The sequence below is a fragment of the Shewanella maritima genome, assembly GCF_004295345.1.
In the GTDB taxonomy this organism is placed as follows: domain Bacteria; phylum Pseudomonadota; class Gammaproteobacteria; order Enterobacterales; family Shewanellaceae; genus Shewanella; species Shewanella maritima.
The window spans coordinates 1,090,703-1,117,215 of record NZ_CP036200.1 but is presented as its reverse complement, the minus strand read 5'-3'; the positions used below and the strand labels follow the sequence as shown (position 1 = coordinate 1,117,215).

The window sequence follows — 26,513 nt, the reverse complement described above, 5'->3', positions numbered from 1 at the left end:
TGTTAGCTGTTGGCATCAGTGTTAAATTGGCACACCTTATTACGCCCAGATGTTTTAGCTTGATACATCGCCGCATCCGCATCTGCAATAAGCTTATCGAGCGATGAGCCTGACGAGCTAAAGTCACTGACGCCAAAACTGCCGCTAATGTTGAAGCTAAAACTAGTTTCTTGCGTGCTAATTTGGGTGAGCTTTTCACGGTATTCTTCAGCTATCGCTGCTGCATCTTCTTTAGTGCAGTTAGGTAAGAATAAACAGAATTCTTCACCACCAATGCGGGCGAAAATATCTTGTTTGCGCACCATAGGTTTACAGTGCTGCGCCACTTGTTTTAGCACCCAGTCACCGGTTTTGTGGCCGTAGGTATCATTGATGGACTTAAACTTATCCAGGTCGAACAAAATACAGCTGCCTGATTGTGAGTACTTAAGGCATTTGGCAATCGCGCGGTTTGCTTCTTGAGTGAAGTGGCGACGATTAAACAGACCGGTTAAACCGTCATTTTGTGCCAGATGACGCAATTTAGCCTGAGTTGTTTTACTGCGATAAGCGAAAATCGACAGTAACGAAATGGCGAGGATGAGTAGGGCGATGAACAGGCGGTTATTCTCAGCCTGAACCTTGTCGTATTTCTGTTTTAGTAACAGCAGGTTATTCTGCTGGCTTAAATACTCGATGTGACTGCGCTGCTCGGCGGCTCTATGTTGTGCTAGCTGGAATGCAAGGTGTTTAGTTTTTATATCGTCTAAATAGGCTTTGTCAGCCTCAGCGTATTGTTTGAAATACTTCAATGCTGCTTCGGTGTCACCACGCTGCTCAGCCAAACTATAAAGCACTTGATTGGCGATAACTTTTGGCTCTGAGCTACCTAAAGTCTCAGCATAGCTTAGGGTTTGCAGCGCGAAGCTTTCAGCTGCCTCTTTGTTACCTAGCGCGAAATGGGTTTGTGACAGTAGGCTGTAGAAATAAGCTAAGTAGGGCGGGTACTTGGTTGATTCGATTAGTGGTTGAGCTTTTTCTAAAATTTGCTTGGCGGCAGCATACTGGTTGTTTTTAATTTCGTACGCTGCTTGATATGAATAGATCGAACTTAGAGCAACAGGTTCTGCAGCCTCTTCGCATGCTGCAATGGCATCAGTGAAGATATCTTTGCTTAAATTTGTTTTGCTCAATTTAAAGCTAGCTTCGGTAATTAAACTATTGGCTAAACATCGGTTTCTTGTAGAAGTCTCACTTTGAATTAGCTTTGTCGAATAATCTAGAGCAAGTTCGTACTGTCCCAGTTGATTGTAAAACACGCCAGTAATCACCGAGTGGATATCTTGATACTGCTTCTCTTTAATTTGAGGAAGCATTTGTTGTGACAATAACAGGTGCTTTAATCCCTCATTCCATTCATTCGATATCGCGTAGATATTAACTAGTGACATATTGGCTCTGAACTTAATTAGAGGTGTGCTGGAATTATCACTAGAGATTTGAGTATATAGTTTGACAGCTTCTTTAAAGTCTCCTTGGAAGGACTTCATGTATGCCTGCAAATATTTGTAATGACTAAGCTGATTTGGCGTAAGATCAGCTGTTTTGTTACTAATTTCTTCTAAAATTTCTTGAAAAGTTGTGGGATCACTTGAGCGTAAGCTCTCTGCTTTATCAAGCAAATTATCTATGTAATTTGCATTAAGTGAGAATGAACAGCTTAGGGCAAAGGTTAATGCCACCAATTTTAGATAGTTCTTGAACATGTTACCTTTGCCCATCAAGGTTATGCCAGACGCTTCAACTGGACTTCGTCTGGTTTATCATCGTTGTCTTCATCTGGTTCATCAGGCTTATCTGGAACCATTAAGCAAACAACATCAGGACAAACGTCTAGTTCTTTATGAAGCGCTTGCGCATCTTGATTAACAAGTGCTTGCTTTTGCTCTGCTGAGATCTCAGCTTGAGCAATTTCTTGAGCCAGTTGCTGCGCATCTTGTAGCTGAGCATCTTGACCCATACGCTCTAAAAGTTGAATGATATTTGACATCTTATCTCCTTAATTTTTATTGCAAATCCTGCTAGTACTTTGCAAATGTCGTTGGTTTATTATTAAGTTCTTGCTATCTAACTTATCCACAGCCTAGATATCCCTGTTAGCTAGCCTTTGTATCTGTTGCAGCCTCCGATTGGGCAAGCAGGTCAGCTTCTAGCTTTTCTATTCGTGCAAGCATATCTGGGTTTTGTTGCAGCTTTTCGCTTGGTGGTATAACTAGCGTGGTGTGCTGGTGGACTTGCGCTTTTGCTAATTCGCCTAACGTCACCGTCTGCTGACGTACTTTATCGATAGGTAATACCGCCGCTTCATACAAAATTACTTCATGCTGTGCAGGGTAGGTTTCTAGCAGCAATTCGACTAAAAGTTGCCTATGAGCACTGCCAGTTTTAAAGCGGCCTAGCGTTCTATCTCCAGCCACACCTACTTGCCATAAAATTAAATAGGCAGATGGGTCGAGCTGACGACGATAAAACATAAACTGGCTGGCTTCGTATTGCTGGCATCCTACCCGACCTGGGTCTATGCCAAGATCTGCAAATAAGCAGTCTTCGGCAGATATACCAGGTAGCATTTTGGCATCAAAGCCTTCTTTCTTGGCTTGTTCAATCGCAACATGGGGCGCTTTAGCAAATACCCCTGGGTGACCGTAAAATGCGCCGACGACATTTTTGCCAAGGCGAACTTGCTCTAGCATGGCATCGACCCATTGTTGATAGGTTGTGTTACGTGATTTTCCTTGCTGATAGTATTGCTGTAAGTCGCGCACGTCATGGTGCATTTCTTGTAACCATAGGCCAACGATGGCGTTAGACACGCCAGAAAACACCACATCTGCATTGTCGATATAGCTTTTGCTTATTGGGCTAATGTGGGCACCTAGTGTCATGCCAAGGCCGACACAGGTTAAACTTCCTTTCATTGTAATAGCGCCTAAGGTTATTAGTTTGTTGGTTTTTTACAGTAAGTTAACAGTTTGTGCGACGTATGGGCAGTTAAAAATGCCATTTTTCAGCCTCTAGATAACAAGTGAGCGAATTTTGCGCTGTTTGCTTATTGTTATCCGTATCTTGTGTTGATTCGTAAGTGAAATTCAATCGTTTGGTAATACGTTTAGTCGCAAGGTTTTTATGGTCAAACTCAGCATAAATACGCCTAAAATTTAGATGCTTAAAACCAAAGCTCACTAAGCCGATGGTGGCGTCCATGGCAAAGGGCTTTCCGTGTGCTTGTTGCAGTAACATAATGCCGATGTCTGCGTCATTATCTGTGGCTTTTCTTATCCCTAAACTCTGCAATCCAATGGCTTTACCTTGATGCTCTATTACCCACATCCAGTAACGGTAGTGTTGGTCATGGGTTCGAGTTAGCGCCAACTCGAACGTTTTAGTTAATTGCTCAGCATCAAATGGTGCGCAAATTTTACGCATGGTTTTCTCATCGCCATAGAGTAAGGCAAATAGCGCAAAGTCATCTTTGCTTAACAGGCGCATGTTGAGTTGTGGGGTGGCAAAGTTTAATTGCATCTGTTTGCTAGGCCTCTACTTGCGGTAATACGCCATGTGGCGGTTTTTGCTCGGCGAAGCGAATTACTCCTGTGCCATGTTCTTCGCGGTCAAAAATCACATAGTAATTATTGAGTAGCGGCAAGCCGACCAGGGTTTGGTTGGCCCAGCTTGCAAGTTTGCCAATTATTTTGAAACACGCTTTGCCTTTGGCTGGCGCGTTTACCTGCCAGTAGTCATGTGGCTTGCAGGTGAGCATCATAGGCTCAGGGTTATCTGGGTCGTGGTGATGGTCGTGATGGTGATCGTTGTGAGGTGTACCGTCACACTCGCTATGCCCTGCAAATACAAAGGTAATATCTGGCCAGAGCGTTAGATCTAGCTCGCTGGCATCAATGCCAACATCTTGGTAAGTCAAATCGACAAAAGGGGCAATTAAGTTTAAGTAATCTTGCACGGGTAAACCTGCTGCTTGTCGCTGCTGCTTTAGTTCAGCCAGATTACGCTTAAAGCCTTCAAATAACACGTCGGTCAGCATTATGCCGCTAACGCCCGTATCGACAATGGCATTCGTTAAAAAGTAGTCGTATTGGGGTTTTAATGGCGCAGCTTCAATCATGTCGAAATCGCCAACTTTTATGCCAAGCAAGGTGACGTTGTAGTGCACGTCGTGCTCTACTTTAATATGTTGAAATTCGCCTTGATACAGCTGGGTTTGCTCTTTACCGCCGCCGAGAATTAACCAGCCTTGGTTAAGTGGATCTTGCTTTAATTGTTCTGTAGTTGGGTTGTCAGTGGCGTGATGGATGCTGCTGCGCTGAGAATAAAAAGCGAACTTGTTAGCACACAAACCTTGAGTTTCTAATTCGGTAAAGTAGGGGATGATGTCTTGTTCTGGTTGCTGTCGAAGAAATGCTTTAAAGCGAGCAAGATCGTTACTACTAAAGGCATCGTCACATTGCGCTGCTTCGACTTGTGCGTTGGCATTATTGCTTTGCTGGCTTTGCTCTTGTTTCTGTTCATGGGCTAGCTGGATTTCGCTATGTTCATGCGGGCAAACAGAGCCAGGTTCAGCAAATGGCCAAGGGTAGGTGACAGCCGGGTCATGACCTTCTTCAGTAAGGTACTCGGTTAAGTCATAGCCTGGATTAAGTTGGCGATAGGCGAGTCCCAAAATACCATTGGCCTGAGCAAAGGTTTTACGCTGCTCCATGGTTGAGACTATGGCTAATGGGCATTGCTCAAGGGTGATTGAGAATACATCATTACTTATGGTGACATCAGTGTGCACCAAAGGGCCGTCCCAACCGCCTAAGCCATATTTAACCGCTTGTGCGTAAGGTGTTGCGGTTAAACTCGTGTCGTTTTCGGGTTTGTAGGCGAGTTGGCCGACAACCAGGGTGCTACTGCCTGTATCAACAATCAGGTTTACCGGCGTTTTCTCGCTACCAATTTCAAATGTAACGCAGTAGCCGCCCTTGGCGTAAATATTAACCAAGGGTAAGGCCAATGGGTGAGAGTTACTCATGTTTGCAATCCAGTGCTTTTTATTTTTGTCCCGTGTTAGTTCTGCCGAGCATTATTCGATAATTCTCAGTATTGCTCGCTAACACATTGCCGCTGTTGGCATTCGCGCTTTACTCAAGCTTTGTCTAATCTACACTAACGGCACGATATCTCGATAAGTTTTTTAGCTTATTTCACCAGAAAGTACTAGGGAAGTATTAGTAGCTTGGGCTAGCTAAAATTCGATTAATCAACTATTGCAATCCAGTCTCGACAATTTTTGCGCTTTTTTGATGTAAGCAGGCAGCAAAAGTCGCTGATTTGATATAGAATTCGCCGCACAAAAATTAGAGGGGGTTCACCAATGTCAGATAAATTATATATTAGCGCTCAGCAGCTACTTGAAGACTCGTTCAAAGTCGCTGCTCAAGTATATGAAAGTGGCTTTAGACCGCAGTTTATTGTGGGTATTTGGCGTGGTGGTGCTCCAATTGGTATCGCGGTACAAGAGTATTTTGACTTTAAACAAGTTGAGACTGACCACATTGCTGTGCGTACCTCTTCTTACTATGGTATTGGTACCGATAAGCAAGATAAAAACATCAAAGTACATGGCCTGCATTACATTATTGAAAATGCTAACGCTGACGACGGTTTATTGATTGTTGATGACGTGTTCGACTCAGGCCGCAGTGTTGATGCGCTGATTAAAAAGCTAAACAAGTTTATGCGCTTAAACACGCCTAAAGATATTCGTATTGCTTGCCCTTACTACAAGCCAAAGAACACCAAGGTAGATTTGAAGCCTGATTACTTCATTCATGAGTCTGAAGAATGGCTAGTGTTCCCGCATGAAGTGTCTGGTTTAACGCCGGATGAAATTGCTAACGGCAAGTCTGACTTAAAGAACATCCAAGATTTATTTATCTAAGCTGGGTATTTTTAACTCAGTTTTGTTAGAATAAGCTCAATTAGTTTTATTGATAAGAGTGCGTCAACAGTGTTGTTGGCGCACTTTTTTATCTTTTTGCGATGAATAACCCTATGGCTTCTGTAGAAACTTTTAATCCTGCAACCTTCCAAACCCCTGCTCAAGAGTCTCGCGAGCTCGTGTTGGATAACGTAAAAATTACGCCAGCAGCAGACGGCAGTAAACGTCAATTAGAATTGTTAGCTCCGGCGAAAAATGCTGACTATGGTATTGAGGCGATTCGCCATGGTGCCGATGCGGTATACATTGGCGGCCCAGCTTTTGGTGCGCGTCACAATGCTGGTAACAGTGTTGAAGATATTGCGCGTTTATGTGCTTTTGCCCATCAGTATCACGCCCAAGTATTTGTAGCGTTGAACACCATTTTAATGGATGACGAGTTAGATAAAGCGCAGCAGCTAATTTGGGATTTATACAATGCAGGTGTTGATGCGTTAATTATTCAAGACATGGGCGTATTGCAATTAGATTTACCACCAATTGCGCTGCATGCCAGTACGCAAATGGATAACCGTACTCCTGAAAAGTCGGTGTTCTTAGAGCAAGTCGGCTTTACTCAGGTGGTGTTAGCTCGTGAGCTAAATCTGCCGCAGATTAAAGCCATTGCCGATAATACCAAGATGAAGCTTGAGTACTTTATTCATGGTGCGCTTTGTGTGAGCTACAGTGGTTTATGTAACTTAAGTCATGCGTTTTCTAACCGCAGTGCTAACCGTGGTGAGTGTTCGCAGCTATGCCGTCTGCCTTGTAACCTGGAAACTCGTGACGGTGAAGTGCTTGCTGAGAACCAACACCTATTGTCGCTAAAAGATAATAACCAAACCGAAAACCTTGAAGTCTTAATTGATGTTGGCGTGACTTCATTCAAGATTGAAGGCCGCTTAAAAGATATTACTTACCTTAAAAACGTCACCGCACATTATCGTCAGCAGCTTGATGCCATTATCGACCGTCGTGATGACCTAGAGTCTATCTCTCATGGTCGCTGTGAGTTTAACTTCACGCCAGATCCTGACAAGAGCTTTAACCGCGGTAAAACAGACTACTTCGTCACTGAGCGTACCCAAACGATTGAGCACTTTAGCTCGCCTAAGTTTATTGGTGAGAAAATCGGCCGGATTAAGCGTATGGGCAAAGACTTTATTGAAATCGATACCACTGAAGCGGGTAAAGACATCACCTTTAATAATGGTGACGGCCTTTGTTACTTTGTGGAGCACTTTGAAAAGCAGCGTTTGTCTGACGATAAAATTGCTGGCTTAAGGGTGAATCGCGCTGATGGTAATGTGCTGCATTTCACTGAAATGCCAAAAGATTTAAAAGTTGGCGTGATGATGTTCCGTAACTTTGACCATAAGTTTGAGTTAGGGTTAAACAAAGAGTCAGCCAAGCGTAAAGTGGCAGTTGATGCATTGTTAACAGATACTGACAATGGCATCGCACTGACTATGCGTGACGTTCATGGCTTTGAAGCGACAGTAGAGTTAGAGTGTGACAAACAAGCCGCTAATGACCAGGCGAAAACCGCAGCTAACTTGAAAAAGCAATTGGGTAAGTTAGGTTCAACTGACTTTGTGCTTAATCAAGCCAAGCTGCGAACTGAGCAAATGTGGTTTATGCCAGCCTCGCAAGTGAACGAGCTGCGTCGCGAAGCCATTGAAAAGCTAACGCAGGTGCGTATTGACGGTTATCAGCGCCCAACGCGTGGCGAGTATGATGCGAGTGCCACTTACCCACAAAAGTCGCTGAGTTTCTTATCGAATGTTGCCAACGAAAAAGCCCGTAGCTTTTATGAGCAGCATGGTGTGATTCAAATTGAAGACACCTATGAGAAAAATAAGATCCTCACCGATGCGCCGTTGATGGTGACTAAGCATTGCTTACGATATAGCTTTAATTTATGTCCGAAAGAAGTAGAAGGCATTAAAGCTGAGCCAATGCACCTAGATATTGGCAAAGACAAGCTTAAATTAGTGTTTGACTGCCAGAAGTGTGAAATGATGATTGTTGGCTCGAATCAACTAGTTAAGCGTTAGTTATCGTTAAAACGATAAATGGGTTAAAAGAAAAAGCCGAATATGCCGCATCAGTGCTGCTCATATTCGGCTTTTTTGATTTTTGCTGTTGGCAACCGCTACAACTAAAGGTCATAAATTCTGCTAATATGGTGTTAAATAAAACAATTTTTATCCAATCCTGTTATTGATAGGATATACTGTTTAGATATTGGACTATCTTTTAGATAAACAATTGCACCTTACGCGCAGCATCCTTTGCGCCAAGTGAGCAATGATTTAGGGCATGGACGATGAATAAACCGACTCAGCTAGCACTGATAGGAGGGCTTATATTATTAAGCACTCCGCTTGTGGTGAGCGCGGTTGATAAGTCTGTGCCAGTTAATCAAGCCCCTCAACAATCCCATGTTTTACCTGCCATCGGCTCTGGCGAGCAAGAAGACTTAGGCATGCCGCAAAACGTGCAGCAGCTAACTAAGTTCGCTAAGCAGTTCGGCTTTTTACCGCCGCAAGATTGGAAGCTGGCGTTTCATGAAATCTTAGGTGATATGTTTATGGCTGAGTTTATTCCTGCTAACGAATCACTTAACGACTGGAGCGGCATGGTGTGTATGCAAGGCTTTAAAGGTTTAGCGAATGACGTTGACCCAGAGCGCTTTTTAGACACCATGGCAGATAAATACCGCGACCATTGCGAAGGCGAGATTATTTATCACAAGCTTGGTGGTTCAAAAGTTGATGACTTAACCGCAGTGCATGGCATTCTTGGCTGCACTGTCATGCCAAATATTCATCACGCCACACCATTTGCGCCGCAAACCTTTTTAACCAAGCTAAAAGGTGAGATAGGCTACTTTACTGTGGTTAGCGGCAGCGAAGATATGTACCTGATCCACAAGTCGATGCGCACCAAAACCTTCACCGTTGAGAATGCGCCCATCACAGTTGAAAACTACCGCGAGTTTATGGCAAAGGATTAATTTCTTTGCTCGCTATACTCTCAACTCACTTTCCTCATTCTTTCATTTACTCCCTATTTCATCCGCAGCCTAACATGAGTCAAGCTCATCATCAGCTATTATCTACAACAGTTTCAGCGGCTTTACAGCAACTCTGCTCCGTCCTAAATGAAATATTCTCTTTTCAGTCGTTTATCGCTCCCGCTGGGGCTGCAACTTGTATATAATCACGCCTCATTCGCATACTGGATGGTATGCGAGTGCAAATGATGATCAATCTTTTGTGGTGCCGATAGTGACAAACACTATTGGATAATCGGGAAAACAGTGTGAACCTGTTACTGCCCCCGCAACGGTGAATGGTGAGAATGTTGGGCGCGGCATTACTTAATGTGCAGCGTTAAAACCGACATTTGTATATCGCTGCAAAGCGATATAGAACCTAAGTCCGGAGACCGGCCCTAAAGATGATTTCGAAGATTTCGGTGGGCAGATCTCGAAGTGTGATATTCAAGTTATTCTCGGTGAAGCTGCTTGCTTATTAACACCTATAAGAAACAACTTGGCTATGTATGACGGCATTCCTGCCCCATTTTTCCTTTTAGGAGTTAAAGGTAAATGGGTACTAAACCAACATTAACTGCATTGGCTATCAGTGCATTCTTTAGCATTTCTTCCGCTCAAGCTGCTGATGAGCAATTAACGGCTTCAAGCGGCGCAAATGACCAAGACATCGAAAAGATCGTGGTCATTGGTCGCAGTGAGCAAACCCCAATTAATATGGCTGCCAATGTGACGGTAATTGACGCTGCAGAGATTGAAATGAGCGGCGCAACTACCATTGAGTCTTTACTGCGCAACCAGGCGGGTATTCAAATTTCTGATAGCAACAGCGGCCCAGTATTTTCAATGCGCGGCTTTGGTTCATCAGGTGCGGCAAATAACACACTCATTTTAGTTGATGGCCGTCGTTTGAATAACATCGATATTTCTGCGCCAACAATTGGTGCTATTCCAGTTAACTTAATTGAACGTGTTGAAGTGCTTTCAGGTAGTGCTGGTGTGCTTTACGGTGATCAGGCTGTTGGCGGCGTTATCAATATTGTGACCCGTGCACCACAAGCCAGTGGCGGTGGTATTGAGCTTTCTGGCGGTAGCTTTAATACGTTAGAAGCTAAAGGTGATATCGCTGGTGAGATTAACGATAACTGGCGCTACTTTTTAGCGGGTAGTCAAAAGAATTCAGACAATTACCGTAAGAATAACGAGAGTAAAACCGCTTCTATTTTAGGTCGTTTGCAATACGCTGATGACGTGCAGGACTTCTTTGTTGAGGCCAACTACTATGATAACCATCGTTTGCTTGCTGGCGCGATTAGTGAAGATGAGTTCAACAAGGACCCACGTCATTCAAATAATGACAGCAGCAAATATACCCATGAAATGACCAACTCAACGCGTTTGGGTTATGTGCGTCAACTCTCTGAGCAGTGGGCAATTGATACAGGTGTTAGTTATACAGATACTTTGACCACAAGCTTTAACTGGTCAGCTAGTCGTAACAAACGCAGCCAATTCGCCTTTTTACCTAAAGCTGTTGGTACTTACCAGTTGGATCAGGGTGAAATGACCATTGTTGCTGGTGCAGACATTCTTAGCGGCAAGGCTGACTTTTCTTCTATGGGGCGTAGCAATACCCAAACTCAGTTAAGTGGCTATGTCCATGCAACCGTGCCATTAACGAGCAGTGTGTCTTACGTTGTGGGTGGCCGTTATGCGAAAGCAAAAGACGATTTAGTCGACCAAGCGGTTTATCCTGCAGGTGTTGATCTAGACCAGTCAGCTCATGCATTTGAGCTAGGTTTGAACTATCGTCCAACTGAGTCACAACGCTTATATGTGCGCGCAGATGATAACTTCCGTTTTGCTAAGGTTGATGAGCAAGCTTATACACCTAAAGGCGTGGTTGGTCTAAAACCTCAGGTTGGTCGCTCGTATGAAGCCGGTTGGGACTTTGCAAGCGGTGCCAACGCGATTAGCATCAACGCTTACCGTTTAGACCTTGAAGATGAAATCATCTTTGATCCAAGTGCTGAAAAGCCTGAGGGTGGTAACTTCAACGGCGCTAACGTTAACGCGGAAGCTTCGCGTCGTTACGGCGTACATGCAAAATACGAAGTTAGTTTCGCCAAAGCTTGGTTGTGGGGTATCGAGTATAACTATATCGATGCTGAGTTTACCGAAGGCGTTAACAAAGGCAAAAAGCTGTCTTGGGTTGCTGAGCATTCAGGTCGCAGCTTTATTAACTACGATATCACTGACAACCTACAAACCTTTTTAGAGGCGAGCTATACCGGCGATCGCTTCATGCAGGGCGACAATGCCAATGTTGGGAACAAGATTGATAGTTACCTGCTGACTAACCTTGCAGTTAACTATAACCGTGGTGACTGGAAAGCTAGCCTACGTGTCGATAACCTGTTCGATAAACAGTATGTTAGCTCTGGTTATTTCTCAACTTGGGGTAATGGTTACTACTCAGGTACTGGGCGTGAAATTCGTTTAACCGCAGGCTACCGTTTCTAATAAATTTGATAGAGACAGCATTGAAGATAATAGCCAGCACACTATGCTGGCTTTTTTTGTATTCTTTGGTGCTGATAGCTTGACCTAGGGCTCACTTCTATGGATAAATTCCAAGGTAAAAATAATAACAAGGTGCTGGATAAATATGACGTCATTAGAGCGTGAAGTGTTCGATCAGGTACGAGCTATCATTAGCAATGAAGAGCAAGTGTTAGGTCGCCGAGACATTCTCACTCCGCTAAAAAAAGCCTTAATCAATGAAGCTGATATTCGTGTGGTTATCGATACAGTATCGGCCGACCCCGCGTTAGCTGCGCACTTACTTATTCGCGCCAATTCAGCTCAAGCCGCAGGCGCTGTGCAATCAAAAAATCGCAGTGTGAAAGATGCGCTTATCCGTTTAGGGCAGGTGAATATTTATCGCTACGCTTTTGCGTTTTATTTAAAAGAGCGACTTGATGCTTTAGTTGAGCCATACCGTAAGTTAGTACACGGTTATTGGCAGCTAACTGAGGATATTGCCAGCTCTGCTTTAGAGTTAATTAAGCAAGATGTTGATGCAGGCAAGCAGGTCAATATTGATGTTGACGAAGTGCAAACCCTGGCGCTATTTAGTGTGTTTGGCCAGGTGATCACTTTAACTGCGTTTGCTTATTTAAATGCCAATGCTGAGCCGCCGCTGTCACTGCGAATCGTAAAGTCGATAATTGATAAGCAACAAAAATCGTTGTCATTAGATGCGTTTGAAAATTTAGGCTTAGATGACGATTTAAAGCAGGAGTTTATGGTTGCCCATAACCTCGCACAAACCACAAACCCTAATTCGGCAGGGCTTGTGCTAAGGCGAGTATTGGCCAAGAGACAACTGCTGATTAACCCTTTGTAAGCGAGCAGTTGCTTTATAAGTGAGCTGTTCCTGTAAAGCGGTATTAATTCATGCGCTGTAGTTTTAGCCCTTCCTGAGCGACTAGCTCAAACCATTTATGGATGAGGTTGGTGTTGGTTGTGTTGCGACGATACGCACCAAACAGCGGCCTCTTCAATCCTTCACTGCCTAGTTTTAGCGCTTTCAAGCTCAAGCCTTGACCCTCATTCATAGACCAGTTCGGCAAAGTCGTCACGCCGTCATTACAGGCGACACGTTGCAGCAGCATAGGTGTGAGCTCACATTGCTTTTGCACTCCAGGTTCAACACCTGCTGGCTCCAAAAAGTGTTTGTATAAATCAAGTTTAGTTAGCGGCACTGGATAGCTAATAATGGCTTGCTGGCCTAAGTCGCTTGGCGCAACCACAGATTTTGCAGCAAGTGGATGCTCGGTCGAAACCAGAAGTTTAACTTCAAAGTCGAATAGATGTTGATACGACACCGTGTGCCCCGGCACAGGGTCTGAAGTCAATACAATATCCAGCTCACCAGACTGCAGCGCATTGAGCGAGTCAAATGCATAGCGGCTAGAAATATCGATTTGTGCCTGTGGAAATTGAGCTTTGAACTCTTCAATGACAGGCATTAGCCAGCGAAAGCAGCTATGACACTCGATGCCCAGTTTAAAGCTTTGGGCTTCTCCCTCTAGGCCGCGTTTCAGATCAGACTCAGTTTCGATCACTTTCGGCAGAATTTCTTCGGCAAGATCGAGCAAGCGCGCACCTTCATGGGTAAAGGCTAACGGTTTGCTTTTACGAACAAAAATCGCAGAGTTAATGCGAGTTTCCAGTTCCTTAATTTGATGTGACAAGGCAGATTGAGTTACAAAGCGCTTCTTTGCTGCGCCCGCTAAACTGCCGCTCTCTTTTAACGCCATTAAAGTGCGAAGGTGTCTTAGCTCTATCATTTTGTCCCCACATGAAATCTGTTCACGTTGCCATTGAAATCAATTCGATTGATTGCATTCAGACTAACACAATAAACTTCTAGACGTCCAGACGCCTGTGTAATTTTTTTACATATAGGCAACAATTACTGCTGTGTTAGGAGAAAAGGGTATGAAAATTACAAACTTAGGATTTCCAAGGATTGGTCGTGATCGCGAGTTAAAGTTCGCTTTAGAGCAATATTGGCGCGGAGAGATTGATCAGGCGCAGTTAGAAGCTCAAGCGCTAACCCTTAAGCAAACTCACTGGCAATGGCAGGCTGACGCCGGTATCGAGTTTATTCCGGTTGGCGACTTTGCATACTATGACCATGTTTTAACGTTAAGCGCGATGCTCAATGTTATTCCGGCGCGCCATCGCCAACTCAATGCAGACGGCACTGCAGCAAAGATTACCCTAGACACTTTGTTCAATATTGCCCGAGGCGCTGAGGTGAATGGCGAGCAAGCAAGTGCGAGCGCAATGAAGAAGTTTTTTAATACTAACTATCATTATCAAGTACCTGAATTAGAACAAGATCAGGTGTTTGAGTTGGCATTTGAACAGATCTTTGAAGAGGTAGAGCAGGCTAAAGCCTGCGGTCATCAGCCAAAACCTGTGTTACTTGGCCCGGTGAGCTTTTTAGCCTTGTCTCAAGCAAAAGGCGAGTTCGACAAGCTGCAACTATTGACGAAATTACTGCCAGTTTATGAAATTATATTACAGCGATTTGCAGAGCAAGGTGTGACTTGGGTGCAGTTTGATGAGCCTATACTCGCTAGCGAGCTGAGTCAGAGCTGGCAGCAGGCGATTAGCCAAACTTATCAGTATTTTGCTGATAGCAAGCCCTCGTCTATTAAAGTCTTACTCGCTAGTTATTATGGTGACATTCAGCACCATGCCCAGCTTGTAAATCAACTGCCGGTTGAAGGTCTGCATATTGACCTGATTGCGGGCAACCAGACTGCAGCGGCGTTTTTACCAACGCTTGAACAGCAAAAAGTGCTGTCGCTGGGGGTCATTAACGGTCGCAACGTGTGGGCAGCAGATATTGACGATATTGCTGAGCAAGTACAAAGCTTAATCAATGATTATGATGAGCAAATCTGGCTGGCGCCATCTTGTTCGTTGCTACATAGCCCAGTGGATCTTGATGCTGAGACTGAGCTTAATGATGAGCTTAAACTGCAGCTGGCGTTTGCCAAGCAAAAACTCAATGAGCTAACTGAACTGGGGCATCTTGTTACCCATCCACAAAGTGAGCGCAGCCAACATATACGTAGCCTTTGTGCCAAACGTAAGCAAGCACGTAGTGCAAGGCGTAACGAGGCCGTCTATCAACGTCTTGATAATCTCACTGAGCAAGATTTTGAGCGCGGCAGTGCGTACAAGCAGCGCCAAGTTGCACAAGCCAATGCGTTAAAACTGCCAAGTTTGCCTATTACAACGATTGGTTCATTCCCGCAAACTGCTGCGATTCGAGGTCTGCGCCGCCGCTGGCGTCAAGGCGAGCTTGCTGAGCTTGATTATCAACAACATATAAAAGCGGTGATTAAAGACACCATTGAACGTCAGTCGAGTATTGGCATTGATGTGCTGGTTCATGGTGAGTCAGAGCGTAACGACATGGTGGAGTATTTTGGCGAGCAGCTCGAAGGTTTTGCCTTTACGCAAAAAGGTTGGGTACAAAGCTATGGTTCACGTTGTGTTAAACCGCCGCTCATCTATGGTGATGTTAGCCGCGCGAAACCAATGACGCTAGATTGGACAACCTATGCTCAAAGCCTAACTGACAAGCCAGTGAAAGGTATGTTGACTGGACCTGTTACCATTTTACATTGGTCGTTTGCCCGCGAAGATATTGAGCGCGAGGTGATTGCTAACCAAATTGGACTGGCGATACGAGATGAGGTTGTAGACCTTGAACAAGCTGGGATAGGTATTATTCAAATTGATGAGCCAGCCTTTAGGGAAGGGTTACCGATTAAGCAAAGTGAGTGGCAAGGTTATCTTGATTGGGCGGTGAAGGCGTTTAGGTTAAGTGCCTGCGGTGTTGAGGATAAAACCCAGATCCATACCCATATGTGTTATAGCGAGTTTAATCATACTATCGAAGCGATTGCGGCAATGGATGCGGATGTAATTACCATTGAAACTTCACGCTCGCAAATGGCATTACTTGATGCGTTTGAGGATTTTGCTTACCCGAATGAGATTGGCCCTGGTGTTTATGATATTCATTCACCGAACATTCCTAAACAGCAAGATATTACTCACTTATTGCAAAAAGCGGCGGATAAAATCCCTGTGTCTCGACTTTGGGTTAACCCAGATTGTGGTTTAAAAACCCGAACTTGGGATGAGGTTGAGCCTGCATTGGTTAATATTGTTGCAGCAACAAGAGAACTTAGACGCCAATTGTGTTAACAGTCTTAACTTAACCTTAAAAAGCGAACCCGTGATACAGGTTCGCTTTTGTCTTGAAAGGCTGTTGCAGATCAACAAATGAAAAATCCATAAAATTTACCGCTTTATCTTATTGACGATTGCCGTTTAACTATACGCACTGAAATTTAGCGCTCTGTCTGTTCTTTGAAGAACATTTGTGGCGAATAATGTGAGTGGTTAATCGTATGATGGGAGGTAAATGTGTTGTTTTTTAATCGTCAGTTTATGCTGTTTGTTCTGTGTTTATGCATTTTACCAGCTCAAGCATTTGGCCAGGTAATGATCCCAGTTGAAGCGATTAACATTACGCCAGATTATTCATTTGCTAATCAAAATGATGAGTTTCGCACTTGTCATATGGAACCCGCTCCCGTGTGCGACACTAAACCTGATTTTATGCCGTTGGCTGTGTGGTTTGTGCTAATGCCATTATTACCATTAATGGTACGCTTACTTCACGTAGGACTCGAGCTACCTAAGCTACCTCGCCCGCGCCGTTGCTAGTTTGGGCTCGGTATGCCACGTTAGATCTCTAATGGCGAGTTAGCTAATTTACATTGCTATCGACTCATCATCTCTAGTTTAAGCATCGCGGCTTAAGCCTTTTTGTACCGTTCTGATAACCCTTTGGGTTTTGCGGCTAATCTCAACGCTTTTAGTTTGCTGTCGCTCTATTGCCCAGTCGATGTGTTCTATTACCATGTCATCAACTTGCTGTGAGCTGCGCTTGTCTTGTAGCGCTTGAACAATATCTTCACTGTATGGCGCGTTGCCCAGCGCAATAGCAATATTTCTTAGCCAGCTTTTATGGCCAATACGGCGGATAGCACTGCCTTGAGTTGTGGTTAAAAAGTGTTGTTCATCCCAGGCAAATAGGGTGAGCAAATCTGGCTGAATTAGGTTGTCGCGGGTGTGAAAGTCGCGCTCTTGGGTCAGTGGCGCGCTCGCATTAAACGGGCACACTAACTGACAGTCATCACACCCGTATATGCGATTGCCAATAGCTTCCCTAAATTCAACTGGGATGGCGCCTTGAAGCTCAATAGTTAAATAGGAGATGCAGCGGCGGGCATCGACAATACCTTCAGCCACGATGGCATCGGTTGGGCAAGATTTTATGCAGGCTATGCAGGTGTTGCATTGCGGCGCAATTGGTTCATCAATTGGCAGTGGAATATCAACGAGCAGCTCACCTAAGAAGAACCAGCTGCCGGCCTCTGGATGAATAAGTAAGGTGTGCTTGCCGGTCCAACCTAGGCCTGCGTTGTCAGCGAGTGGCCGCTCGAGAATAGGTGCTGAATCGACAAAAGGACGAAAATTGTGCTTGCTAGAACCTAAGCTTTCACAGTGGGAGCTAATTTTCTCGCCGAGTTTCTTAAGGCGTTGGCGCATGAGTTTATGATAGTCACGTCCGCCAGCGTAGCGGGATATATAACCTAGGTTAGGGTCAGCAAGGTTGGTAGCGAAACCGGCGTTGGGTGGGAGATAGTCCATACGCGCGCTGATCACTCTAATTGTGCCTGGGTGCAGCTCTGCAGGGCGAGCGCGCATCATGCCATGGGTTGCCATGTAGCTCATTTCACCATGGTAGTTGTTGTCTAACCATTGCTGTAGTTTATTTTCATGCGCAGATAAATCGACGTGAGTAATGCCGACATGAGCGAAACCTAATTCCTGACCCCAAACTTTGATTTTGCCAGCAAGTTCATCTAGTTCGGTTACACTTAAATATGACGAGGTCACACAGGTGTTACCGCTATTGGCTTGGGGTTGTTGTGTCATGCGTGTTGAACCATGTGGTTGATTTATCTGCGAGTGTTGTTCGTTGTCGATTATACGCCAATGCAAGTCGCATAGAGACAAATAATTATAATAGGAGTCACTATTGAAGCTCGCCGCTGCGGTTATTTTAATCTTATATGCTTTTTTATCACGTGGGGCATTTGCCACCGATGAGCGTTTAACCATTATTGCTGAAGACTGGCCACCAGTAAGTTTTCATCAAAATGGAGAGCATAAAGGCTTTGCTATTGAGTTGGTAAATCACATTCAGCAGCGCCTGGGTATGCGCCAAGACATCTTTTTTCTTCCCTGGGCAAGGGCGCAGCAGTTAGGGCGTAGCCGCGCCAATGTATTGCTGATTTCAATGGTCAAAACCCCTGAACGATTAGAACACTTTAGTTTTGTTGGCCCTGTAGCCGAAGGCAATATTGCTGTGTATATGCGCGCAGATGACAACGCTGAGTTTGCTAACCCTAGTGAGCTTATCGGACAAGGGCGCATAGGCATTTATCGTGATGGCGCCTGCGAGTATCAACTAAAAAAACATGGGTTAAGTAACTTTTCTATTGCTAGCTTTCCTAAACAAACCGCGCAACAACTGCTTAAAGGACGCATTCGTTTCTGGTGTCAGGCTGACCTTGGGGTGCCTTTCATGCTTAATTTAATCAATGCCGAACAAGACCGGGTTAAAGTGGCTGTGAATCTTTCTGAGCTTACCTTGTACTTTGCTTTTTCAAAACAAACGCAGGATCAAATAATTAATCAATGGTTTGATACACTTGTTGAGTTTAAAGCCACAAACGAATACCGTAAATTATATAAAAAATGGTTTAACAGTGACTCAATACCATTAAAGAGTCAGATTTACCGATAAATAAGCTTTGCACAGCAGGGGTGACTGTGACGAAGCGGCATTAAGGATATGAGTTTGAGTAAGCCGTATACAATCGATGAAATAAACTGGCCATGCAAAATGGACAGTAACGTGCAGCAAAAATTGCTCGAGGCGAGTCAGCCTTATCAAGGCATAGATGTACTGAACAAAATGTTTGATGACCCGACTTTTCGTGGACTGCTTTATTGCACTAAAGGTATTAGCACCATGAGTAATACCCGGTTGGATGGGCAGTTACTCGTGTCTTTGGTTGTGGGTAAAGGCGATTGGGCTGGGGTTAATCGTATTGATGATGGCTTGGCATTAACGCCAGTTAAGACAGCGTTAGCTTCATTAAAAGCCAATATCGCCGTTAATGAAGTACAAGATAGCGAGTTTTTGTATATCCCAGAGAAAGCAATAGTAGAGTTAATGCAACAGGATAGCTCTGTGTATCAGTTTCTGTTTTATCTAGCTAAGCGGATGACCAATAAACTAATGCAAAGCTCGCATATTAGCTTTTTCAAGCCTGAGTCTAAGGTGATTTTTTACCTAACGGAAATGATGCGTAAGGTTGAAACGCCAGCAGGTGTAAAACCATCATTGTCGATTACTCAGCAACTGCTTAGCGAAATTATCAATGTGAGCCGCCCACGCACCAATGAAACCTTAAAAGCGTTAGTCAATGAAGGATTAATAGCCATTGACCGAGGTAGGATCACCTTGCTGGATTTACCTGGGTTGCATCAGCGGATCCAGAGTAACGAGTTTGAATATTACTGGCATGAAAAACGCTAACCTTTGGGTTAGCGTTTTGCTTTTCAGGCCATTAATCACCTGCTTTGGTCGGTGGGTATCATCAATTAGGCTTTGCCTGTGAATTCTAGTGTTTTCAAGATTTAGCAGCTTTAATAATTAGCTGACTACGCTAGGTTGTATCGCTCTTATATCAGGTTGTACTTAGGCTGAATCGACAACATCACTTTTGGCAGTTGCTGCTCATCCATCAAAAAACTCACTACAATTTGACCGTGAATTTCTGGCGAATTAGCCAGATTATTTTTTAGCTTCACAGGCATAGTTTGTGGCTGTTTGCTGGTAAACACCTGATTTATCACATAGGCAATGGAATACTTAAATGGTGAAGCTTGCTGCAAGCAAAAGTCCACAGGTTGTCCGACAAGCTGCTTGGTATCGACTGTTAGCCATTGCTGCGCTTTTTGGTTGACGCTATCAATTTCCTGCTCAGTATTAACCATAATAATCAGGTCCTGACTAGCATCGAGTAACTGCTTAAAACGTTCAAGTTGCTGTTGCTGTTGGCTCGAGAAATGATTGATATTGTTGATTAACTGCTCAATTTCAAAGTGGCTGCCGCTTTGTATATTTTCAAGCTTTGGCAGGTGGCTGGCATTAACCTGTTTTGCTGTATTAACTTGCTCAATCACAGCGCTGATTGGCAATACCACCTTGCGGCGCATGAAGCTTACCCAAATCAATGCTGCAATAATCAAAATGGACGATTGAATTACCAAAATAATACTGAGTTTTTGGCGCATGGTTTGGTTAACAGGGATTGCGACCGACAGCTCAACCGGCATTACTCTACCTTTAAGGTGCAATGAAAAGTTACCAATAATCGTATCGCCAGACCATTGGTGTAGCTGCAACTTGGTTGTAATAATATCATCTATTTCTACGCGAAATGGCTTGCCGTCACCGACTTTGATTTGCTGATGAATATCAACGCCAAAGTCTTCGGCAATATCGTCTATGACCATTTGGTTTTGTTTACGAAAGAAAGTCAGCATGCCGTTGCTATGTAGTTTGTTTTCAGCTTGTTTTACATGCATGGAAACATAATCAATGATTTGACCGTTCAAAATCACGATACCTTTCTCTGGGTTCAGGCTTTCTTGAACTGAAAACAGACTCATTAGTTGGTTATGAGTGGTGTCGTCAAAAATGCTGGTGGTTTTAACGGTTTGGTTTGCATTATTACTTAGGCGCATTGCTACCAGATTAGATAGCTGCAGTTGCTCGGCTTCAATTATTGCGGTCGCAGTAGAGATTTGTTTTTGTTTACCAGTGCGATTGAACTCCTCAATCGTATTATAGGTTTGCTCCCAAATGGCATAGTCCTGGGTCATGGTGGAAAGATCTTCAAAGCGGCGAGTTTCCAGCTTGATGATCACCTCACCAAGGTTTTTAAGACGCTGCACTTCTCCGTCTTGTCTGAGCTTATCAAAGATACTCATGCTCACGGTGAACTGATAAATCACTGCAATCACAATCGCGATGATGGTAAATAAGCAAACTTGTTTTTTCAGTGGAATATTCAAAATCATGATGCCACCTTGTGAGTTTGATACCAGGCTTGTGCTTGCTCTAGCATGACAACAAGATCGTTAAAAAAGCTGTCAACTAGGGTATTTTGCTCGTCGCTATGGGTGATTTGCTGCCATTGTTCAATAGTCGTTACTGCATCTACTAACGACTCTGCAGCAAGATAGCGCAATGAGCCTTTGATTTTATGTGCAATATTGTGAGTTTCACTCGATTTAGTGTCATAGGCTTCACGCAGTTTACTGATATCTGCGGGAGCAGACTCAACAAATACCGACAAAATATCGACCGCTAATTCAGTGTCATCGTCACTCAGTTGGATGAGCTTATCTGCAATAAACAATTGCTTAGAGTAACTAGCTGAAGATGGCGCGGTGCGAGGTACATCGTTGGCTTGGTAGATTGTGTCTTGTGCAAGGCTGTTTGCTGGCTCAAGGCTGTTATCAGGTTTGTTTTCAATTGACTCAAGACCAAACTCTGCGGCGAGTGTGCTCATTTCGTCTTGTTCAATATTGTCATTAGCTTTTAAATCTTGTGGTTCGCCTGCAACACCTGCTGACTCATCGAGCTCAAATTGAGCACGAACTTGTTGCTCAACATCCGACTGTACTTTTGTTTGTTGCTTACTGACTAACTCGATATCACCAAATAAATCCTGCAGCTCAGCTAAAGCAGGACTGTTATAAGGAGACTGCTCAGTCTGGCTTTGACCTAAGTTAGCAAAGTCGCTTAGTTGATGATGAAGTTCATCTATTTCATCAAAGTCATCAAGGTTTACATCAGCAGGCGTGTTTAACTCATCAAGATTAACTTCATCCATGTAGTCAAACTCAGCCAGTGGATCGGCTTTAGTTTGAATGTCGTGTTGCTCATCGTTATCTAAACGCTCAATAACAGCGCTGATTTTTTGTGACAGTAAATCCTGTGGGCAAGGCTTAGACAGATAGTCATCAAAGCCTGCGTCCAAACACTTCTGCGCTGAGCCGCTTAAGGCGTCTGCAGTCAGTGCGATCAGATAAGTATTATCATGTTTCTTGTCATTTCTTAGGGCTGCAGCTAGGCCAAATCCGTCCAGGTTAGGCATGTGACAGTCCGAGATGATCAGGTCATAGTGTTTTGCATTTGCCATATCTAGCGCTTGCTGACCATCATGGGCAACGTCGGCAGAAATCCCCAATCGGTGCAGCTGGCCAGTGATAACTTTACGATTCACCGGGTTATCTTCAGCCATCAGTACTGACAGTTTCGACAGGGTGTGCGGTGAATATAATTGCGGTCCAACCACAGGTTGCAGCTGGTTTTGACGATGCTCGGTTAAGGTTAGCTCAGCCTGCTTTAGTGGCAACACTATGCTAAATAAACTGCCGTGACCTATGATGGATGAAACCTTAATTTCACCTGCCATCGCTTCAACAATTTCGCGGCAAATTGCCAGCCCTAAGCCTGTGCCGCCAAAGCGGCGAGTGGTGTCAGACTCCGCTTGCTCAAACGGGTTAAACAAGCCTGCAAGCTTAGTTTTATCGATGCCGATACCTGTATCGCGAATATCGATTTTTACGGTGAATACATCATCTTGTTGTTTGATGATATGGGCGCGAATATCAATGCTACCTTTTTCGGTAAACTTAATCGCGTTAGAAATAAGGTTGTTGACGACCTGCATTAAACGGCTTGGGTCACCAATAAATAACTGATCTTTACTGCTATCAATCGCCAGGCTCAACGCGATACCCGCACTTTGTGCCTTGTATTTAAAGTTGTCTAAACTTGCCTGTAAAATCGACTGTAAATTGAACTCAATCAGTTCCAACTCCATCTTGTCGGCATCCATCTTGGAGAAGTCGAGTACGTCATTGAGTAGGCCCATTAAATGTTTGGCTGAGCCTGTTAGTGTGTCGAGCAGGTCGGTTTGCGCTGGAGATAGATTGGTATAACTTAACGACTCGGTCATGCCGAGAATACCGTTCATAGGCGTGCGGATTTCATGGCTCATTTTTGCCAGAAAGTTGGTTTTTGATTTCCCCGCTTCAATGGCGGCAAGCTCTGCTTGTTGCGCTTTAACTAACGCAGCCTCTAACTCTTTTTGGTGGCTGGCTTTTACCCTAAGTTGCCACTTAAAGATAATAGCGAGCAACAACAAGATGCCAAAGAACATACCAAAGCCAAGCAAGCTACGTTTGTAGAGTTGGTTGTATTGGGTGTTGTTGGAGTTGTCGATAATTAAGCTGTTAATCCATTGCTGGCGCACAGACTCTATATCCATGGTACTCATATCAGCAAGGGCAGCGTTGACGAGTTCTCTTAGGACGGTCTCTGATTTTTTGAAGCCAAAACGGTAACTGTAGTTGTGATCGCCAATATCAATTTGCGTCAGTTCCATATTGGTGTAACTGAGCTTACTGCGATAATAAGTGGTGTTAATACTGCTACCCAGATAAAAGTCAGCCTGCTTACTGTTGACGAGTTTCAGTGCTTCAGGAATGGTCTGCGCTTCAATGAACTTGGCTCGGGATAAGCTAGTTCTCAATCTCTTAGTGAAATAAGCGCCAGGCACGACTGCGATGGTTGCACCTTCTAACTCACTAATATGGGTAAATTCATGATCAGCAATCGCGGCCAGTGTCGGTGTAATAGGCTCATAGGCTGTCGAAAAGTTGAATTGCTCCATACGTTCTGGGGTTTGGATGACATTGGGTACAAAGCGCACGTCGCCTGTTTCTTTTAGGCTTTTTACCAAAAGTGGAATATTGCGGTAGGTATGGTAACTAAATTCAATACCTGTCTTTTCAGTGATTTTCTGAAGTAGTTCAACGATGTAACCTTTGGCTACACCATTTTCAACATAAATATAGGGCAAAATTCCGTCGGTTAAAAAACCATAATTAACCATTGGGTTGTCGATGATGTACTGTTGAAGATCATCACTTAAATTGCGAGCCAGACCATTAATTATTGGGCTACCACTCTTGCTTGGTGGTAAATCTTTTGCCAATTTACTGCCTTTCCCGTGCATGAATGTATTAATTTGCTGTAGTAGATGTTTATTTTCAGGTTTTACTTTTGCTCTTAAAAATACCTTATGTTTAGCATTGTTAACCCGAGTGTATTGCTCAGCATATTGAGACTTTCTTAGCTCTACCTCAAATTGCTTAGGGAGCCAGCTATAAATTACATCGTATGGTTCTGTACTTGTCAGCAATTTGGCTGAACTTTTGTCTGTTGTTAGGTTAGCAATAGCTTGACCAGACCAGCCAAGGTTGAAGTGATAAGGTGAATGTACACCAATATTTAAGCCAGTTTGCTTTGCCTCATTTAATACATATTCCGCAGGCACAATCGAGAAATAGGGCACGCTGTAGGCGTAGCGCTCACTTTTAGTGGGTTGATAGGTGGTAAGCGCCGCAATATCAAAAGCGCCTTTTTCTAGAAGCTCATCAGTGCTTTGTGCATAGGTGATGACCACAAACTCGATGTGATAGTTGTTCTCCTTGCCCCAGTATTGCCAGAATTTTTTAACAAACTGAATGCCCTGAAAGTAATCAAAATTGTAATCCTGACTTATATCGTTGATATCAGGAATACCTACACGGAAGGTTTGTTTTTGCTGGTGGTCAATTATATTTGTATCAGTCTGACGCTCGTTAGTGGCTGAATCAGACGTAACTGCAATCGCCTCTGAAGCGGTTTGACGTACACCTGTTTGCTCTGTAGTTGTGCTTTTATTAACTACCTCTATAGCGGTATAAGCACTTGCTTGGTTTAGCAAAGCGATAGAAAAAAACAACAAAAACAAAGATTTTAATGACAACTTAACGCCACTATTTACCATACATCCCCCAACAATAATTGACGTTATATTAGCCGAATATGAATTGGGTTCTGTTCTTGTCGTAACAGAAGTATAGATTGGCATTTTGTAACATCTGTTCGAATTTTGAACTAGGTGGGGATGCCAATGAAGTTTAACGAGTTTGTTAACAGTAAAAAGTCTGTGTTGATTATCGATGATTGTCCGGTGTATCGAACTGCACTCAAAGGAATGCTAGTGAAGATGGGCTTTCATAATGACAACGTACTGTTTGCTGCTGACGCTAACTCGGCGCTGCAGATCGCCCGTACCAAAGAGTTGAAGCTTGTGTTCTTCGACTATAACTTGGGCGACAGCAAAAATGGTATTCAGTTGTTGGATGAACTGAAATCTAGCAAATTGCTTCCTCCTAGCTGTGTGTTAGTAGTGGTAACCGGAGACTCAAGTAAGGGCGTAGTGACAGGCTTTGCTGAGCAAGATCCCGATGGCTACCTGATCAAGCCGCTTAACTATGTCACGCTAGCTGACCGACTGCCGCGTTTTACCCGCCGTAAACGTGAGCTTGAACCTCTGCTAAAAATGTATACCGCGCGTGAGTATGAGTTGGTGATTGAAACCGCTAAGCAATATGACTCCACTAATCCTGAGTTGATGCAGTGGTGCCAGTACCTAAGTGCTAAGTCATACCTTAAAATGGGTGATGCAGATGTAGGAGTGAGCTTGTTAAAGAGCTTGCTTGGCTCAACGCTGCACACTAAAGCCCTTGGTGTATTGCTGCGCTATGCTATTCAACATCAACACTATGACGAAGCCCAGTCACTCATATCTGAGTTAGAGGGTTTCCCATTCCAAAAGCCAAAAGCAATGCAGTACGCTGCTGAGATTGCTTTGCGCCAAGACAATAAGCCAAAAGCCTTAGCCATCATCAATGAAGCCGTCAAACTAGCACCAAGCAGTATTGAGCAGGTAGGCACTCAGTTCCAGATTGCCTGTGCCAGTGGTGATTTTGAGACGGGATTACAAAGCATTAATCGTGTTATTCGCTTAACCCGTGACTCCTTTAGAGAGCATATCGACCTTTATTTCAGTAAAGGCAGCATGTTACTTGACGCCGCTGAGCAAGAGTTTGATATCAAAGAGCGCAGTAATTACATCAATCAGTTACTTAAGCTTGCGATTACCTGGCGCAGCAAGTTTTTAAAGAAATATTATATTGGCGCTGAGCTGTTGTTGTTTGCCCGTGCTCATGCCTTGCTTGGCCGCTATGAAAAAGCCAATCAGTCATTAGAAGAATATGAGCAGTGGTTAGCTGAATCTGCGGCCGGTAAAAGTGGTAGTCAGTTAGAACAAATAGAATATGCACGGGTGCTACATAGGCTGCGCGGAGAGTTAAGCCTGGTTAAGATGTTAAAGCAATTTGAAACTATTCCAGTTGCTAAAATGGATATACGCACCTTGTGTGTTAAGCAATATTACGGCGCCTGGTATGGTCAATTCAGCGCTAAGACAAAATTGGTCGCGCAGCTAAAAGATCATGCGTTGGCCGACTTTGCTAAGCAGCAGTTTGAGCCTGGTGTTAAGCGCCTTTCAAAAGCATTTGAAGTGGGCTTGTATGACCTCTCTATCGCCGAATTATTGCTGAAGAACTTATCAAAAGCCTGGCCGCAAGAGTGGGACAAGCACACTGTTTCATCGCTTGTAGCCAAGTGCAAAACCTTACTGCAGGATAATCGCAGTTTAATTAATACTGATATCAGCTCTGAAATGACTGTGCTGAACCGTCAGCTACAACTTGCGAGTTAAC

General features: G+C 44.0%; 19 protein-coding genes and 1 riboswitch. Of the genes, 10 read left to right on the top strand and 9 right to left on the bottom strand.

The window, feature by feature from the left end; translation table 11 throughout:
- Positions 1-2: 2 nt before the first annotated feature.
- The 5 genes from EXU30_RS04680 to EXU30_RS04660 all read right to left on the bottom strand — a co-directional run bounded on the left by EXU30_RS04680 (position 3) and on the right by EXU30_RS04660 (position 5,068).
- The gene (locus EXU30_RS04680) at positions 3-1,430 is read right to left on the bottom strand and encodes a tetratricopeptide repeat-containing diguanylate cyclase (protein WP_165398968.1); all 1,428 of its coding nucleotides are present in this window, start codon (positions 1,428-1,430) and stop codon (positions 3-5) included.
- Positions 1,431-1,765: 335 nt separating this feature from the next.
- Positions 1,766-2,029, bottom strand: a complete 264-nt coding sequence (locus EXU30_RS04675) for a hypothetical protein (protein WP_130598049.1) — start codon at positions 2,027-2,029, stop codon at positions 1,766-1,768.
- Between the two features lie 106 nt (positions 2,030-2,135).
- Complete coding sequence (locus EXU30_RS04670; protein ID WP_130598048.1) at positions 2,136-2,957, bottom strand: SAM-dependent methyltransferase; 822 nt, start codon at positions 2,955-2,957, stop codon at positions 2,136-2,138.
- A 73-nt stretch (positions 2,958-3,030) separates the two neighbouring features.
- The gene (locus EXU30_RS04665; protein ID WP_130598047.1) at positions 3,031-3,561 is read right to left on the bottom strand and encodes a GNAT family N-acetyltransferase; all 531 of its coding nucleotides are present in this window, start codon (positions 3,559-3,561) and stop codon (positions 3,031-3,033) included.
- 7 nt (positions 3,562-3,568) lie between these two features.
- On the bottom strand, positions 3,569-5,068 hold the full coding sequence (locus EXU30_RS04660) for a pepsin-like aspartic protease (protein ID WP_130598046.1): 1,500 nt from the start codon (positions 5,066-5,068) through the stop codon (positions 3,569-3,571).
- Positions 5,069-5,410: 342 nt separating this feature from the next.
- Here EXU30_RS04660 and EXU30_RS04655 point away from each other — a divergent pair, with 342 nt between their 5' ends.
- The 5 genes from EXU30_RS04655 (at position 5,411) to EXU30_RS04635 (ending at position 12,486) form a co-directional block, all read left to right on the top strand.
- Positions 5,411-5,977 carry a phosphoribosyltransferase gene (locus tag EXU30_RS04655; RefSeq protein WP_130598045.1) on the top strand — a complete coding sequence of 189 codons (567 nt, stop codon included), beginning with the start codon at positions 5,411-5,413 and terminating at the stop codon, positions 5,975-5,977.
- Positions 5,978-6,090: 113 nt separating this feature from the next.
- Entirely contained in the window at positions 6,091-8,073 is a 1,983-nt protein-coding gene (locus tag EXU30_RS04650) for a peptidase U32 family protein (protein ID WP_130598044.1), read from the top strand.
- A 272-nt stretch (positions 8,074-8,345) separates the two neighbouring features.
- Entirely contained in the window at positions 8,346-9,035 is a 690-nt protein-coding gene (locus EXU30_RS04645; RefSeq protein WP_130598043.1) for a hypothetical protein, read from the top strand.
- 246 nt (positions 9,036-9,281) lie between these two features.
- Positions 9,282-9,492: riboswitch (cobalamin riboswitch) on the top strand.
- A 140-nt stretch (positions 9,493-9,632) separates the two neighbouring features.
- Positions 9,633-11,600: a TonB-dependent receptor gene (locus tag EXU30_RS04640; RefSeq protein WP_130598042.1), complete on the top strand. Its 1,968-nt coding sequence runs from the start codon at positions 9,633-9,635 to the stop codon at positions 11,598-11,600.
- A gap of 145 nt (positions 11,601-11,745) precedes the next feature.
- A complete protein-coding gene (locus EXU30_RS04635) occupies positions 11,746-12,486 on the top strand; it encodes an HDOD domain-containing protein (protein ID WP_130598041.1) in 741 nt (246 codons plus the stop codon).
- A 43-nt stretch (positions 12,487-12,529) separates the two neighbouring features.
- Here EXU30_RS04635 and EXU30_RS04630 read toward each other — a convergent pair whose 3' ends face one another.
- Positions 12,530-13,432, bottom strand: a complete 903-nt coding sequence (locus EXU30_RS04630; RefSeq protein WP_130598040.1) for a LysR family transcriptional regulator — start codon at positions 13,430-13,432, stop codon at positions 12,530-12,532.
- Positions 13,433-13,583: 151 nt separating this feature from the next.
- Between EXU30_RS04630 and metE the strand changes: the two genes are divergently transcribed.
- Positions 13,584-15,878 (top strand): 5-methyltetrahydropteroyltriglutamate--homocysteine S-methyltransferase, encoded by a 2,295-nt coding sequence (gene metE / locus EXU30_RS04625; protein WP_130598039.1) that lies wholly within the window; start codon positions 13,584-13,586, stop codon positions 15,876-15,878.
- A 222-nt stretch (positions 15,879-16,100) separates the two neighbouring features.
- Complete coding sequence (locus tag EXU30_RS04620; RefSeq protein WP_130598038.1) at positions 16,101-16,403, top strand: hypothetical protein; 303 nt, start codon at positions 16,101-16,103, stop codon at positions 16,401-16,403.
- Positions 16,404-16,481: 78 nt separating this feature from the next.
- On the opposite strand, the gene queG is transcribed toward EXU30_RS04620, so the two are convergent.
- Complete coding sequence (gene queG, locus EXU30_RS04615) at positions 16,482-17,681, bottom strand: tRNA epoxyqueuosine(34) reductase QueG (protein WP_130598037.1); 1,200 nt, start codon at positions 17,679-17,681, stop codon at positions 16,482-16,484.
- A gap of 103 nt (positions 17,682-17,784) precedes the next feature.
- Here queG and EXU30_RS04610 point away from each other — a divergent pair, with 103 nt between their 5' ends.
- Both EXU30_RS04610 and EXU30_RS04605 read left to right on the top strand, forming a co-directional pair.
- Positions 17,785-18,555, top strand: a complete 771-nt coding sequence (locus EXU30_RS04610) for a substrate-binding periplasmic protein (protein WP_130598036.1) — start codon at positions 17,785-17,787, stop codon at positions 18,553-18,555.
- Positions 18,556-18,609: 54 nt separating this feature from the next.
- Positions 18,610-19,353 (top strand): Crp/Fnr family transcriptional regulator, encoded by a 744-nt coding sequence (locus tag EXU30_RS04605; RefSeq protein WP_165398967.1) that lies wholly within the window; start codon positions 18,610-18,612, stop codon positions 19,351-19,353.
- A 146-nt stretch (positions 19,354-19,499) separates the two neighbouring features.
- On the opposite strand, the gene EXU30_RS04600 is transcribed toward EXU30_RS04605, so the two are convergent.
- Both EXU30_RS04600 and EXU30_RS04595 read right to left on the bottom strand, forming a co-directional pair.
- On the bottom strand, positions 19,500-20,903 hold the full coding sequence (locus EXU30_RS04600) for a CHASE4 domain-containing protein (protein ID WP_130598034.1): 1,404 nt from the start codon (positions 20,901-20,903) through the stop codon (positions 19,500-19,502).
- A complete protein-coding gene (locus EXU30_RS04595) occupies positions 20,900-24,730 on the bottom strand; it encodes an ATP-binding protein (RefSeq protein WP_165398966.1) in 3,831 nt (1,276 codons plus the stop codon). Before EXU30_RS04595 ends, EXU30_RS04600 begins: the two co-directional genes overlap by 4 nt.
- Before the next feature lie 126 nt (positions 24,731-24,856).
- On the opposite strand from EXU30_RS04595, the gene EXU30_RS04590 reads away from it, so the two are divergent.
- A complete protein-coding gene (locus EXU30_RS04590) occupies positions 24,857-26,512 on the top strand; it encodes a response regulator (protein ID WP_165398965.1) in 1,656 nt (551 codons plus the stop codon).
- Position 26,513 lies beyond the last annotated feature (1 nt).